The sequence below is a fragment of the Pseudoalteromonas sp. NJ631 genome (assembly GCF_000276645.1).
GTDB lineage: Bacteria > Pseudomonadota > Gammaproteobacteria > Enterobacterales > Alteromonadaceae > Pseudoalteromonas > Pseudoalteromonas piscicida.
Genome location: NZ_AKXJ01000022.1, coordinates 15,571 through 29,858, shown reverse-complemented (window position 1 = coordinate 29,858; position 14,288 = coordinate 15,571). Strand labels below are relative to the sequence as shown.

Genomic DNA, 14,288 nt, shown 5'->3' with positions numbered 1-14,288 from the left:
TTTGGGTTAAACCCTTGTAATGTTCGGTAACAATCTAGTATCAATGTATGGTGTCGAAAAGCACCAAATTCAATTATATTTAAGCATAATAATATCATGGTCCATTATCGCCATGAGCGTTAAATGAACAGGATGATGATTTGTGCACGAAATGTCGCAGATCAGCAAGCTTTAGTAAATTAATAAATAGAAGAAATATAAATGGGAAATGAAACCACCAAAGTGCTCGTAGTTGACGACGATATGCGTTTGCGCAGCCTTTTAGAGCGTTATCTCGTAGAGCAGGGATTTATCGTCCGCAGTGCAGCCAATTCTGAACAAATGGACAGACTACTTGAACGCGAAAACTTTCACTTGATGGTGTTAGACCTGATGCTTCCTGGAGAAGATGGTCTTTCCATCTGTCGTCGTTTAAGACAAAAAGAGAATGAGATCCCAATTGTCATGTTGACGGCGAAAGGTGATGAGGTTGACCGTATTATTGGTCTTGAGCTTGGCGCGGATGATTACATTCCAAAACCTTTCAACCCAAGAGAACTGTTAGCGCGAATAAAAGCCATTCTTCGTCGTCGTGCCAAAGAAGTACCAGGTGCGCCTGCTGCAGAAGAAAATGAAGTGAGCTTCGGTAACTTTACCCTTAATTTAGCGACGCGAGAAATGCAACATGGGGAAGCGACGATTTCACTTACCTCAGGTGAGTTTGCGGTACTTAAAGCACTGGTGAGTCACCCTCGAGAGCCGCTTAGTCGAGATAAGTTAATGAACCTTGCTAGAGGGCGTGATTATAGCGCACTTGAGCGCAGCATTGACGTTCAGGTTTCGCGCTTGCGTCGTATGATTGAAGATGACGCCTCTAATCCTCGCTATATACAAACGGTGTGGGGTCTTGGGTACGTATTTGTGCCTGACGGTGTGAAGTAGCCAGCATGTTACCTCGTAGTGCATTCGGGCAAACCGTCTTCTTTGTCGGCGCGTTACTATTGATAAATCAAGTCGTGTCTTACATTACCGTTACCTTATACGTTTTCAAACCAACTTTTGAACAAGTGAATCTGATGCTTGCTAAGCAGGTTAAAACGGTTTTCATTGATTGGGAGAATGGCGTTGAAGTTGATAACAGTGTATCTCGCAAATTCTTCGAGATAACGGGTATTGAGGTGATGACACAAAGAGAGGCCTATGTAAATGGGCTGGGGCAGGCCAAAGAATATACATTGCTGTCTCGTAGCATGTCGGATCAACTTAATGGTTCTGCGCGAGTCAGGATAAGCCAAGGAGATCCGGTTGTTTATTGGGTCGAAGCACCGCAAGCGCCTGGGTATTGGGTAAGAGTACCGCTTAGCGGACTCAGTGAAACAAAAATGGAGTTTTTAGTTTTTTACCTCTCCAGTATTGGTTTTTTAAGTGTGTTAGGGGGGTGGCTTTTTGCTAGGCATCTAAACAAACCGCTAAAATCGCTACAAATTGCAGCTAGTCGAGTAGGCGTAGGAGACTTTTCAACACGCCTTGTCGAAGAAGGGTCAACAGAAGTTATTGAGGTGACTCGGGCATTTAATAAAATGTCTAAGGGGATCGCAGACCTAGAAAGTGATAGACGACTGTTAATGGCTGGTGTGTCGCACGATTTACGTACGCCCTTAACCCGAATTCGTCTAGCAACTGAAATGATGTCGGATGAGGAAGATTACCTGCGCGAGGGGATAATCGACGATATTGAAGACATGAATGCAATTATCGACCAATTCATTGAATATCTCCGTCACCACAACGGTGCAGAAATGTCGGCAGACGACGTTAACACGGTTATTGAAGAAGTGGTTCATGCAGAGCAGCAGCATCAGCGACCAATTCACTTGCAAGCAGAGGAATACTTACCTGCGGTAATGATGAATGCCGTCGCGTTAAAGCGAGTATTCACTAATATGATTGAAAATGCGATCCGTTATTCTGAACAAGATATTGAGGTGACGACAGAATACAGCCCCAAGCACCGTGCCGTTATCGTAAAAGTAATGGACAGAGGGCCAGGTATCCCTGAGTCAGAGTTGGAGTCTGTATTCGAACCATTTAAACAGGGAGATCAGGCTAGAGGGAGTGAGGGAAGTGGCTTAGGGCTTGCCATTATCAAACGTATCGTGACCACACACGGCGGTAAAGTAAGACTACGAAATCGAGATGGCGGTGGTCTGATCGCGGAGGTTTCTTTGCCAGCTTACCGTGGTAAACTTGAGGAAAATAACAATTAATAAACTTTAACGGCTTGAGGTATAACACTGGTTTTTCCGGGCCGTTAAGTAATAGTAAGGAATGCTATTGTGGCTATAGAAGTATCCAGCGCACGATTGATCCCTGTTTTGAGGCGTATTGTCGCTGTCAAAAAGTTTGCCAAACTCCACCCAACGCTCATTCCCTTTATGCTCTATCTGGCCGTCAGTGGTATCGCTCTGTTTTATGTTGCTCGTTTGCTTAATTCGTTTGGGTTTTCTGCACTGAAGCACATAGGGATAAGTGACTTTTTAACCGTGATCATGACTAATTTTTTATTTCTACCGGCATTTACTTTCGTTGTCTTCAGCTTACTCACGATAATCAGGCAAGATAAAAAGCTTGTTCAGGTTAAGTTTCTTGGCGTTGATAAGTTGAACTATATAGTTAACCAGCCACTCTATAATTTTCCACTTTCCACAACGATTATTACTACGCTTATTTTGTCTACATATGCGGCTGATTTCGCAGCAAAAAGTGCTGTAAGAGACGTAAAGGCTTTACAGCGTGGAAACACTGATATTTATTTAAGTTATCCGATAGATTGGTTTGGCGAACAAGTAATGACAATTCCTTCAGTTGTAATTGTGTTGTCGACTTCACGATATACTTTTATATATCACCCTGAAACAAAAAAGGCGGTGGCCATTCCCGATGCGAATTTAGGTAGCATTACTACACTCTCGGCTTCAGGGGGAGGGAAATGAAAAAAATTACCAATGACGCTGAATATTACGCTTGGTTCGATGAAGTAAGTAAAAAGACCGCAAAATTTATTTATGAACAACCTGGTGTTCTTATTACTTTGGGATATCTGACACTAAATTTGGCAGGCTTCGTGTATCTTACTTCTTTATTCAATGCTTTTTCTATCGAGATCATCAAATATATGGAACTTAGCGACTTATTGATGTCATTCTTGGCAGAGCCAGATATTCTTTTTGCAACATCTTGCGCAATTGCAGTGGGAGGAGGAGTGGCTTATGTAGTGAGTAAATTCGATAGAAAGCGGGCTCAGGTTAAAGAGCTTAAGGGGTGGAAAAGCTGGCTCTTGAGCCACCGTATTTTATATCGACTCAATCCTTTCTATAGTTTAGTTGTTGTAGCTATGCTTATTTATCCAAATGCATACGCTGGACTATTGGGCTCTTGGAACGCTGAGAGTATAAAAGAAGGTAATGGTAAGCTATACAACTTCGATTTAATTAACTCGATTAGCCTTGATCAACAAAAAAGGCGTCATTTTCAAGATATGCAAATCATACTGGAGTCTGAACGCTATGTTTTTCTCTATGAAAAATCTAAAAATCGTTCAGTGATCCTATCGAGAGATAATATCGCGAGTATTCAGATAGTTGCGCAGGGTGTGGATAATTGATGCGAAGCATATCGAAGAAGGTGCCATATCGTGATTTGACCTATACCCAAAATGTTTTAACAAATGCTCAGTTGGTTCAATTAAAGTGCATCATTGCAACGAGCTTTTCCAATGTAGAGGTTGAGCATTACTTTACTCAGTACTTTGAAAAAGGCGAAAGCACAAAGCGTAGACTCCGGTTATTTTTATCAGGCGGGGATATTGTCGGCTATTGCTTATTGACCTTTGATGATAGCAGCGAGGATGTTTGTATTGTTGGCGCTTCAGCTGCTTTTTTACCTGATTTTAGAGGGAAAAACAGTACCTTTAGGTTTTCTCTTATAGAAGTATTAAAACGTTATATACGTAACCCACGTAGAAAACTGTTATATGCCGACACTATGCTCAGCCCCGCTATGTTCAGGGCCATAGCAAAAAATATCGCCGAAGTTTATCCAAATAACTTGTCTCAAAATAGTGCGATAGCAACGCTCTATGACACCATTAACCCGTGTGGCTTGGTAAGTTCCTATAATGGTCTAAGATGTTTGAAGGTTGTAGGGCGTAAAACCAATTACAGCGAGGCAGACATCACATGCTTTAGAGAAAGCAGGAAAACTGAGATTGCACTTTACTGTAGTGTTAATCCTGACTTTGATAAAGGGATTGCGCTCGTTGTTATCATTCCTATTTCGCTTACACAATTTATCTTAACACTAAAGAAAATATTATCGAGTAGAGTATCTGGTGTGTTAGGGCGAGGATAAGTACCGTCACTAGATATTTGTTATTGCTTCTAAGTTTGTCAAAAGGTCTTAGCCGATTAATTTTGTTTAACTTTTTGATATTTATGATTTTTATTGATGTTTGCTAAGCTGGGTTCAGTTCCTATTATGCACTACTGAAGAGTAAGTTAGATTTCCCTAGCAACGTTTTATTGTTTTCAGTGTGTTGATTTAATGTTTTATTTATGTAAGTCTTTTGGGCGATAGTTAACTTAATATAAAAGGAAAATTGTATGAATAAGCTATTACCCGCAGTTGCTTTACTTGTGGCAACTTTTACTATGAGCAATCAAGCACATGCCAATGAAAAAAATGTGACAGTTGGTGAGTTTGGCGAAATTAGTGCTAATGGAGATATTGGCACTGCATCTATGTCTATTCCGGAGTTTAAGCAGTACTTTCGATATATTATAGACACGGACGAAGTCGCTAATATCACTTCACAATGTCGTATCTTGACTTACGTATACCATGATATTGATTTTAATTATATATACCCTGTCGAGTTTCGAATTGAGGCATACTCAAAGACTAAGCTTTATAAAACATATAAAGGCCAAAGAGGACGCTTTCCTTCTGAGCAACGGCTATGTAATTGATCAAAAAGCTTTAGCGTAAAACAATAAACCCACTTGAAGTGGGTTTTTGGATCAAAAAAACGCCCAAACAAGGGGCGCTTTTGATAAAGGAATCTTTCTTAGATTAGCCGCGAGGACCTGCCGCTTTGATTGCTTCAGAAACATCGTATTTAGCGAAGTTTTCTTTGAAGTCAGCCGCAAGTTTAGCTGCATATTCAGCATACTTAGCTTGATCTTGCCATGTATTTACTGGATTAAGTAGCTTGCTATCAACACCTTCCACTGCCACTGGTACATCTAAATTTAGTGCCTCAATGTGCTGTGTCTCAACGCCCTCTAATGTATCGTTTACGATTGCATCAATCACGGCGCGAGTTGTTGGAATGTCAAAACGCTTACCAATGCCATAAGGGCCACCAGTCCAACCTGTGTTTACTAGGTAAACTTTAGCGCCAAACTCACGCACACGCTTCATTAGTAGCTCAGCATACACGCCTGCTGGACGAGGGAAGAAAGGAGCACCAAAACAAGTTGAGAAAGTTGATTCGATATCAGAGGTTGAACCAATCTCAGTTGAGCCTACTTTCGCCGTGTAACCACTAAGGAAGTGATAAGCCGCGGCTTCTTCGCTTAGGATTGAAACTGGAGGTAATACGCCGCTCACGTCACAAGTTAAGAATACAACAGCACGAGGCTCGCCCGCGCGGTTTTCAACTTTACGCTTTTCAACATGCTCAAGAGGATAAGCTGCACGCGTATTTTGCGTTAAGCTTGAATCGGTATAGTCAGGAGTACGCGTTTCATCTAGCACGACGTTTTCTAAAATAGTACCAAAACGGATTGCATCCCAAATAACAGGCTCGTTCTTTTGTGACAGGTCGATACATTTCGCATAACAACCGCCTTCAATGTTGAATACGCTACCAGGCGCCCAACCGTGCTCATCATCACCGATAAGAAAGCGCTTAGGATCCGCAGAAAGAGTAGTTTTACCAGTTCCTGATAGACCAAAGAATAACGTTGTGTCACCAGCTTCACCTACGTTTGCACTACAGTGCATAGGTAGCACACCTTTTGCTGGTAGTAAGAAGTTTTGTACAGAGAACATCGACTTCTTCATTTCACCGGCGTAATGCATACCTGCGATTAGCACTTTGCGCTGTGCAAAGTTGATGATAACGGTACCATCGCTGTTTGTGCCATCACGCTCAGGATCACAAACAAAAGAAGGAACGTTCATCACCTGCCATTCAGGTAAATCAGTTTTGTTATAAGAGTTAGGTTCGATAAACATGTTTTTAGCGAAAATGTGATGCCAAGCAGTTTCAGTCGTTACAACGACTGGTAAATAGTGCTCTGGATCCGCACCGACTTCTAAGTGAGAGACGAAGTGGTCATTTTCAAGAACGTGCGCTTCTACGCGAGCCCATAAAGCATCAAACTTGGCACCTTCGAATGGGCGGTTTACGTTACCCCATTGGATGTCATTTTCTGTGCTTGATTCTTTTACGATGAAACGGTCGTTTGGTGAACGTCCAGTACGACGACCTGTTTTTGCAACAAAAGCTCCATTTGCGGCTAAAGTGCCCTCGCCACGACGGATAGCGTGTTCGACAAGTTCAGCTGCGGTTAAATCGACAAAACGAGTAGCGCTTGAAGTCATGTTTATACCTAAAAAGTGAGAGTTGAACGGGATAGCTCTGGGGTACTCTTGCCCTTAGCTAAATTTATAGTAACAGATGAAATTGAGATATTCGAGCCTTTAGAGTGCTTAAAATTACATAAAAACGTCAAAAAACTTGAATAATTTCAATGATACCGGTGTCATAACTTTTGTATGTTTTATGACACCGGTATCACCTAATAGACATAAAAAAACCGCCAAAAATGGCGGTTTCATTTTGTAATTAAGGGCTAAAGCGCAACTTAATTAAATAACGATTTAATATCTTGCTCGTTAAAAACGTAGTTTTTCAAACAGTAATGACAGCTAATATTGACTTCGCCGTGTTTTTGCAAGTCTTCCATCAAGGCTTCTAGTCCGACATTGGCCAGCGCATTCTCGGTTTTTTCACGGCTACATCCACATACAAACGAGATGGCTTGTGGTTCAAAAAGTTGAGGATTGTCTTCGTGATACAGTCTTGTTAGTACGGTATTAGCGTCTAAATCTAGTAGCTCTTCATCTTTAATCGTGTCGCTTAGTGCTTCAAGATGTTGGAAATCGGAAACAGACTTTTCTTTATTGACAGGCAGTACTTGTAAAAACAGACCTGCCGCTTTCACTTTATCGCCAACTAGGCTTGTTGCGAACCATAAACGGGTTTTCAATTGCTCAGATTGCTCGAAGTACTCTTCTAAACATTCGGCAAGCGATGCTTTAGAAAGAGGAACTATGCCTTGATAGCGTTCGCCTTTTGTCGGTGTAATGGTGATAACCATATACCCTTTGCCCATGAGCTCAGGTACAGATGATCCTGAAACTTCAGATTGCAGCCTTGCCACGCCGCGCATCTGTTGTTTGTGATTACCATTGATCACCGCATATTTTACTGGACCATCACCTTGAAGCTGAACCGCAATGTCACCTTCAAATTTTAACGTAGCGGTCAGCAAACTCGTTGCAACCAATAACTCGCCTAATAGCTGCTGCACAGGCTCTGGGTAGTTGTGACCGCTAATGATGTCAGTAAAAGTCTGTTCTATTTGTACAAGCTCACCACGTACGTCTAGCTTGTCGAAAATATAACGATGAAGTAAATCAGTCTGCATCAATGAAAATCCTAGTTTGATTTCAATTTAAGTAATTCACGGCGTTGTTTCTTGTCCGGCTTAGTAGCAGGACGAGGCGCAAACAAGCTATTGTTTTGGCGCGCCAACGCGTTTTGCGTTCGTTTTTCAATACTTGCCTCAGACTCTTCATAAAGAGTTTGAGCAATAGGAGCCGCTTGTCGCTTTTCCATGATTTTGAGTATGGTTACTTCTTTCTCTTCATATCCTTGGGCCAACTTCACTACCGCGCCGACTTCAACCGTTTTACTTGGTTTACAGCGCTGACCGTTGTAATGTACTTTGCCACCTTGGACCATATCGCGAGCAAGCGCTCGTGTTTTGTAGAAGCGAGCAGCCCATAACCACTTATCAATACGAACTTTCTGTTCAGATTGGTTGTTTTCCTGTTGGAGTTTTGTCACAATTCGTTAACTATTTGCTAGTGTGAAATTTAACCTAACAAATTTAGCATATTTCGTTATGCAAACAAAGTAGATGACAGGCACTAAACTTGTGAGTTAATCGCACTTTACCTAAAAAATGAACTAATATGTGTGTCTATGTTCCAAGGTTAAGTTTAGATTCAGTTAATTGGCCTACGGTGTACCTATTTAATTAAAAGTTTAACAAATGCACGCTTGTTGAAAAAATTTCGAGGCGGTACACTGGGGCGTTCAAGAGAATAAGAAAAGTATTATATGGAATTACAGTTACAACAGCTTCAGAAGTTTTGGCTTGGTTTGCCTCATGCAAAATTGAGTCGTATCATTGTTGTCCTGTCGGTTGTTTACGTTGCGTTTCTCTTTTCGCAATTATTTTGGTTGTTATGGCCTGTGCCACAAACTCAACCCTTGCTCCCTGCATCACAACTGTATAGTCAATCAAGTAGCGGTATCACAAGTCAAGGAATTGTCGCTCAAAATTTGTTTGGTGAGGCAAATGCTAAGCTTGATACCAAACCACAGCCCGTGGTTTCTGATGCACCGGAAACAACGCTCAACGTTAGGCTAACTGGTATCGTGGCGGTCAGCCAAGATGATGGTGCAGGCCTTGCTATTATTGAATCTCAGGGGCGTCAAGAGACCTATTCTGTTGACGCACCAATCACAGGCACTCGCGCAAAGCTTGCTCGGGTATTGCCTGATCGTGTGATCTTAGATGTTAGTGGACGTTTTGAAACGCTGATGTTAGATGGCATAGAGTTTAGCCGCACTGTGGCGATGCCAACAAAGCCAAAGAAAATCGTCAACAGCACAACTTCACCAACCCCACCTCGAAATGAACTAGCTAATCGTCGCCAGGAATTGCTCAGCGATCCCGGTAAATTATTTGATTATATAAAGATTGCTCCGGAACAGCGTAATGGCGAAGTTATTGGCTATCGTCTCTCACCTGGAAAGGATCCTGAATTGTTCGAACAGGTGGGGCTTAAAGCGAATGATTTAGCAATCGCAATTAATGGGTTTCAGCTCACGGATATGAAACAGGCTATGTCAGCTATTAATGAACTTAGAACGAGCACAGATGCGAACATCACGATCGAACGAGACGGTCAGGTGATGGATGTGCAGTTTAGCCTGTAAAGTTACTAATTTTGGAGTTTTAGAATAATGGGTAAAAAGCTACACCTCACAAAAACCAAAAAAGGGTTAGCTAAGTATGCAACGCTCTTGATTGCTGCTGGTATTTCACTTTCTGTTTCTGCGGTTGAATATGCCGCGAACTTCAAAGGTACCGATATTAATGAATTCATTAATATCGTTAGTGATAAGCTGAATAAAACTATCATCATAGACCCTAACGTGCGCGGTAACATCAATGTTCGCAGTTATGAGCTGATGGATGAAAAGCTGTATTATCAGTTCTTTTTAAACGTGCTTGAAGTATATGGTTATTCAGTTATTGAAATGGATAGCGGTGTGCTTAAGGTGGTTCGTAGTTCTGATGGTAAAAAGTCGAACGTGCCTTTGGTATCTGGTGAAGAACTAGGAAATGGTGACGTAATGGTAACACGCGTTGTGCGCGTGAAGAACGTTAGCGTGCAAGAGCTTGGTCCACTTATTCGTCAATTCAGTGACCAAAAAGATGGTGGTCACGTAACTAATCTAAATTCAGCAAACGTGATGATGCTAACCGGCCATGCGTCCTCGGTGAATCGTCTTGTTGATATTATCAAAACGGTTGACCAAGCAGGCGATAAGCGTGTTGATATCGTTAAGCTGAAGCATGCCACTGCTGAAGATGTTGTTAAAGTCGTTGAAAAGATTTTCCAAGACTCAGGGAAAGGTGGTGTACCAGACTTCCTTATTCCGAAAATTGTGTCAGATACCCGTACCAACAGCGTCATTGTTAGTGGCGAATCACAGGCACGTAGCCGCGCGGCTGAACTCATCAAGCGTTTAGATGATGAACTACAATCTCAAGGCAATACTCAGGTTTTCTATCTGAATTACGCAAAAGCGGAAGACTTGGTTAAGGTTCTTCAAGGCGTGAGTAAATCGATTGAAGAAGAGCAAGCCGCAGGTCAGCAAGCAAGAACTCGCAGTAGTAGCAAAAATGAAACCAGTATTGAGGCGCATGAAGACTCAAACTCACTGGTGATTACCGCACAACCAGACACGATGCGATCTTTAACTCAGGTGATTAAAAAGTTAGATATTCGTCGAGCTCAAGTATTGGTTGAAGCAATCGTTGTTGAGGTTTCTGAAGCCGATGGTATTAACCTTGGCTTACAGTGGATCTCTGAAAAAGGCGGGATGCTGCAATTTAATGATGGCAACACCGTTCCGATCGGTTCACTAGCTGTTGCTGCTGAACAAGCACGTGATAGAGAGATTAAAGGGACTATCGTTGGAACAGATGATAATGATGTATCTAATACCACGACTACCGAGCGTGGAGATTATAGCGGTTTGGCAGGCCTACTGCAAAATATCAATGGTCTGGCGGCTGGTATTGTGAAGAATGATTGGGGTGCAATCATTCAAGCGGTAACCACGGATACCAACTCAAATATTCTAGCTACACCGTCTGTTACCACTATGGATAACGAAGAAGCGTCCATGATCGTCGGTGAAGAAGTACCTATCGTGACTGGTTCTACTGCAAACGACAATAACTCAAACCCGTTCCAAACGGTAGACCGCCAAGAAGTGGGTATCAAATTAAAAGTAACCCCTCAGATTAACGATGGCACTGCGGTTCAACTGACGATTGAGCAAGAAGTATCAAGCGTGAAAGGTGCGACGTCGGTGGATATTCGAGTGGCTAAACGTGCTATCAATACCACGGTTATCGCTGATGATGGCGGCATGGTTATCTTAGGTGGTTTGATTGACGAAACCGTTCAAGAAAGTGTTTCTAAAGTACCACTATTAGGTGATATTCCAGTGTTAGGTCACCTATTTAGATCAACAGGGACTAAGAAGGAAAAGCGTAACTTACTCGTCTTTATCCGTCCGACTATTGTACGTGATAGCCGCAGTATGAACGAGATTAGCCATTCAAAATATAACTTTATCCGTGGTGAGCAGCATAAACAAAGAGAAGATGGTATCGAGTTAATGCCATTTGAAGATACGCCGATCCTTCCTAAGTGGGACGACAAGCTTACTTTGCCACCTACGTATGAAGAGTTCTTGAAAGAGCAAAACAGAAAAGAGCGTGAAAATGATTGATGAAAAAGTCACGCCAGATTTAGGAGCTGAAGCTGAAGAGATGGCAGCGCAGCTACAAAGCGCTGAGCCAATAGTAGGCGAAGTAGCTGAAATGCCTGTCGTACCGACGATTTCATTGCGTTTACCATTTTCATTTGCACGTCGAAAAGGGGTGTTACTCAGCCCTGATGGCGATCAGGCTAAGCTTTTTCACAAAGGCACGCTTGACCTTGAAACGCTGATGGAAGTACGCCGTGTTGCAGGCAAAACATTACGTCTAGAGGCGTTAGATGAAGACCGCTTTGAGCATATGCTTGAAGCGTCTTATCAAAGAGACAGCTCAGAAACACAACAGATGATGGAAGACATCGGCAACGAGATGGACTTGTTCTCGCTTGCTGAAGAATTGCCACAAACAGAAGATCTGCTTGCTGCGGATGATGATGCGCCTATCATCAAGCTCATTAACGCCATGTTGAGTGAAGCGATAAAAGAAGGTGCATCGGATATCCATATCGAAACCTTTGAGCAAGAACTGGTTATTCGCTTTAGGGTTGATGGCGTACTGAAAGAAGTATTGAAGCCAAATCGTAAATTGTCTTCATTATTAGTGTCTCGTATCAAAGTAATGGCTAAGCTCGACATCGCAGAAAAGCGAGTGCCGCAAGATGGCCGTATTAGTCTGCGGATTGCGGGGCGAGCCGTGGATGTGCGTGTATCGACGATGCCATCAAGCTTTGGTGAGCGAGTGGTGCTGCGTCTATTAGACAAAAATAATGCGCGATTAGATCTCGAAGATTTGGGGATGACCCAAGCAAACCGCGATGCGTTTGCAGAGATCATTGCCAAGCCTCACGGCATCATACTAGTTACCGGTCCAACTGGTTCAGGTAAGAGTACGACCTTGTACGCTGGTATGACACAAATCAATTCAAGAGACCGTAATATTTTAACGGTTGAAGATCCGATTGAATATGAGATCCCAGGCATCGGCCAAACACAAGTAAATCCAAAAGTAGATATGACATTCGCTCGAGGTTTACGTGCGATCCTACGTCAAGATCCCGATGTGGTGATGGTTGGTGAGATCCGAGATTTAGAAACCGCGCAAATTGGTGTTCAAGCATCTTTGACTGGCCACTTGGTATTATCCACACTACACACGAATACAGCCGCCGGTGCTATCACGCGTATGGAAGACATGGGTGTTGAGCCGTTTCTTTTGAGTTCATCATTGCTAGGCGTGCTTTCACAGCGATTGGTAAGAACGCTTTGCCCTAACTGTAAAGAAGCGCATTTAGCGGATGAACGAGAATGTGAACTGCTGGGGGTGGCCAAAGACAGTGGCACGCAAATCTTCCGTGCAGTCGGCTGTGAAGAGTGTAACTTCAATGGTTACAAAGGTCGTACGGGTATTCATGAGCTTCTCATCGTTGATGAGCCTATCCGTGAACTTATTCATAACGGTAAAGGTGAGCAAGCGGTAGAGAAGTATATTCGTAAGCGTACGCCAAGCATCCGACAAGATGGCTGTTCGCGAGTACTTGCTGGTCAAACAACCTTAGAAGAAGTAATGCGTGTAACGCGTGAGGAAGGCTAATGGCAGCGTTTGAATACCGCGCCTTAGATGGTAAAGGCAAAGAGAAGAAAGGAATTTTAGAGGCGGATACCGCGAAGCAAGTTAGGCAGATGCTGAGAGAAAAAGCCATGATGCCACTTGAGGTTTTGCCTGCTGCTGAGAAAGATAAAAACCAAAGTAGTGGTGGTTTTACGCTTTTTAAAGGCTACCGTCCCTCGGTATCAGACCTTGCCTTGATCACGCGCCAGTTGGCGACCTTGATCCAATCTTCTTTACCTGTTGAAGCTGCGGTGATGGCTGTAGCTGAGCAATGTGAAAAGCCAAGATTAAAGCGTATGCTGATGGCGGTAAGATCAAAAGTCGTTGAAGGTTATACACTTGCAGATGGTATGTCGGAGTTTCCTCACGTATTTGATCACTTGTACCGCTCAATGGTTGCCGCTGGAGAAAAGTCAGGGCACTTAGATGAAGTACTAAATCGCTTGGCCGATTACACTGAGCAGCGTCAACATATGCGTAGCCAAATTACGCAAGCGATGGTGTATCCCATTATTTTGGTCATCTTTGCTATCGCAATTGTTTCCATTCTATTGGGGACGGTAGTACCAAAGATCTTGAAGACCTTTGAGAAATCTAAGCAAGCACTGCCTTGGACAACTGAGTGGGTTATGGCTGCCAGTAATTTTGTACAAAGCTACTGGATGATCACGTTGGCAGTGGTTGTCATTGGCACCTACGCGGTTAAAAAAGCATTACAAAAACCTAAGATCCGCTTTTGGTACGATAGCAAGCTGCTGAGTTTACCGGGTCTTGGAAAGGTAACTCGCAGTGTGAATACTGCACGATTTGCGCGTACCTTAAGTATTCTCTCATCGAGTTCTGTTCCGCTACTTGAGGGTATGAAAATCTCAGGCCAAGTACTAGAGAACGAAAAAATCAAATCCTCCGTTGCAGAAGCGGCGACTCGGGTGAGTGAAGGTGCAAGCCTTAGAGCGTCGTTGCAACAGACCAAAATGTTTCCACCTATGATGCTGCACATGATTGCCAGCGGTGAAAAGTCGGGTGAATTAGAACAGATGCTTGAGCGTGCAGCGAATAACCAAGAAAGAGAATTTGAAAGTATGGTAAATGTCTCGCTGAAGTTGCTAGAACCTGCGATGATAGCGACGATGGCAATTATTGTACTGTTTATAGTTATGGCGATTCTTCAACCCATTATGGCGATGAACAAAGCCGTAGGATTGTAGTCAAAAAGGAAAGGCCATCGCATGTTTTTGCATGGTCATCAATAACAGC

Annotated in this window: 13 protein-coding genes; 10 read left to right on the top strand and 3 right to left on the bottom strand. The window is 42.9% G+C overall.

What is annotated here, in order from left to right; all coding sequences use genetic code 11:
* Nucleotides 1-201 precede the first annotated feature (201 nt).
* The 6 genes from ompR to A587_RS0122830 all read left to right on the top strand — a co-directional run bounded on the left by ompR (nucleotide 202) and on the right by A587_RS0122830 (nucleotide 5,006).
* On the top strand, nucleotides 202-921 hold the full coding sequence (gene ompR / locus A587_RS0122855) for an osmolarity response regulator transcription factor OmpR (RefSeq protein WP_010378483.1): 720 nt from the start codon (nucleotides 202-204) through the stop codon (nucleotides 919-921).
* 5 nt (nucleotides 922-926) lie between these two features.
* Nucleotides 927-2,246, top strand: a complete 1,320-nt coding sequence (gene envZ / locus A587_RS0122850; RefSeq protein WP_017219444.1) for a two-component system sensor histidine kinase EnvZ — start codon at nucleotides 927-929, stop codon at nucleotides 2,244-2,246.
* A gap of 69 nt (nucleotides 2,247-2,315) precedes the next feature.
* On the top strand, nucleotides 2,316-2,972 hold the full coding sequence (locus A587_RS0122845; protein WP_017219443.1) for a hypothetical protein: 657 nt from the start codon (nucleotides 2,316-2,318) through the stop codon (nucleotides 2,970-2,972).
* The gene (locus A587_RS0122840; RefSeq protein WP_017219442.1) at nucleotides 2,969-3,643 is read left to right on the top strand and encodes a hypothetical protein; all 675 of its coding nucleotides are present in this window, start codon (nucleotides 2,969-2,971) and stop codon (nucleotides 3,641-3,643) included. Before A587_RS0122845 ends, A587_RS0122840 begins: the two co-directional genes overlap by 4 nt.
* A complete protein-coding gene (locus A587_RS0122835) occupies nucleotides 3,643-4,389 on the top strand; it encodes a hypothetical protein (protein ID WP_017219441.1) in 747 nt (248 codons plus the stop codon). The genes A587_RS0122840 and A587_RS0122835 overlap by 1 nt, the downstream gene beginning before the upstream one ends.
* Nucleotides 4,390-4,640: 251 nt before the next feature.
* Nucleotides 4,641-5,006, top strand: coding sequence for a hypothetical protein (locus A587_RS0122830; protein WP_017219440.1), 366 nt, complete (start codon nucleotides 4,641-4,643; stop codon nucleotides 5,004-5,006).
* A 103-nt stretch (nucleotides 5,007-5,109) separates the two neighbouring features.
* On the opposite strand, the gene A587_RS0122825 is transcribed toward A587_RS0122830, so the two are convergent.
* From A587_RS0122825 to hslR, 3 genes are all read right to left on the bottom strand, one after another.
* Nucleotides 5,110-6,648 carry a phosphoenolpyruvate carboxykinase gene (locus A587_RS0122825; protein WP_010378491.1) on the bottom strand — a complete coding sequence of 513 codons (1,539 nt, stop codon included), beginning with the start codon at nucleotides 6,646-6,648 and terminating at the stop codon, nucleotides 5,110-5,112.
* A gap of 263 nt (nucleotides 6,649-6,911) precedes the next feature.
* A complete protein-coding gene (gene hslO, locus A587_RS0122820; protein ID WP_017219439.1) occupies nucleotides 6,912-7,757 on the bottom strand; it encodes an Hsp33 family molecular chaperone HslO in 846 nt (281 codons plus the stop codon).
* 11 nt (nucleotides 7,758-7,768) lie between these two features.
* Nucleotides 7,769-8,179, bottom strand: a complete 411-nt coding sequence (hslR, locus tag A587_RS0122815) for a ribosome-associated heat shock protein Hsp15 (protein WP_010378496.1) — start codon at nucleotides 8,177-8,179, stop codon at nucleotides 7,769-7,771.
* Nucleotides 8,180-8,455: 276 nt separating this feature from the next.
* Between hslR and gspC the strand changes: the two genes are divergently transcribed.
* From gspC to gspF, 4 genes are all read left to right on the top strand, one after another.
* The gene (gspC, locus tag A587_RS0122810; RefSeq protein ID WP_017219438.1) at nucleotides 8,456-9,340 is read left to right on the top strand and encodes a type II secretion system protein GspC; all 885 of its coding nucleotides are present in this window, start codon (nucleotides 8,456-8,458) and stop codon (nucleotides 9,338-9,340) included.
* Between the two features lie 27 nt (nucleotides 9,341-9,367).
* The gene (gene gspD, locus A587_RS0122805) at nucleotides 9,368-11,434 is read left to right on the top strand and encodes a type II secretion system secretin GspD (RefSeq protein ID WP_017219437.1); all 2,067 of its coding nucleotides are present in this window, start codon (nucleotides 9,368-9,370) and stop codon (nucleotides 11,432-11,434) included.
* Nucleotides 11,435-11,525: 91 nt separating this feature from the next.
* A complete protein-coding gene (gene gspE, locus A587_RS0122800) occupies nucleotides 11,526-13,013 on the top strand; it encodes a type II secretion system ATPase GspE (RefSeq protein ID WP_171039519.1) in 1,488 nt (495 codons plus the stop codon).
* Complete coding sequence (gene gspF / locus A587_RS0122795) at nucleotides 13,013-14,239, top strand: type II secretion system inner membrane protein GspF (protein ID WP_017219436.1); 1,227 nt, start codon at nucleotides 13,013-13,015, stop codon at nucleotides 14,237-14,239. The genes gspE and gspF overlap by 1 nt, the downstream gene beginning before the upstream one ends.
* Nucleotides 14,240-14,288: the final 49 nt, after the last annotated feature.

Bases quoted from the DNA above. Each gene is read 5' to 3' on its own strand.
- ompR (WP_010378483.1), top strand. From the start codon at position 202: ATGGGAAATGAAACCACCAAAGTGCTCGTAGTTGACGACGATATGCGT.
- envZ (WP_017219444.1), top strand. From the start codon at position 927: ATGTTACCTCGTAGTGCATTCGGGCAAACCGTCTTCTTTGTCGGCGCG.
- A587_RS0122840 (WP_017219442.1), top strand. From the start codon at position 2,969: ATGAAAAAAATTACCAATGACGCTGAATATTACGCTTGGTTCGATGAA.
- A587_RS0122835 (WP_017219441.1), top strand. From the start codon at position 3,643: ATGCGAAGCATATCGAAGAAGGTGCCATATCGTGATTTGACCTATACC.
- A587_RS0122830 (WP_017219440.1), top strand. From the start codon at position 4,641: ATGAATAAGCTATTACCCGCAGTTGCTTTACTTGTGGCAACTTTTACT.
- A587_RS0122825 (WP_010378491.1), bottom strand. From the start codon at position 6,648: ATGACTTCAAGCGCTACTCGTTTTGTCGATTTAACCGCAGCTGAACTT.
- hslO (WP_017219439.1), bottom strand. From the start codon at position 7,757: ATGCAGACTGATTTACTTCATCGTTATATTTTCGACAAGCTAGACGTA.
- gspC (WP_017219438.1), top strand. From the start codon at position 8,456: ATGGAATTACAGTTACAACAGCTTCAGAAGTTTTGGCTTGGTTTGCCT.
- gspD (WP_017219437.1), top strand. From the start codon at position 9,368: ATGGGTAAAAAGCTACACCTCACAAAAACCAAAAAAGGGTTAGCTAAG.
- gspE (WP_171039519.1), top strand. From the start codon at position 11,526: ATGCCTGTCGTACCGACGATTTCATTGCGTTTACCATTTTCATTTGCA.
- gspF (WP_017219436.1), top strand. From the start codon at position 13,013: ATGGCAGCGTTTGAATACCGCGCCTTAGATGGTAAAGGCAAAGAGAAG.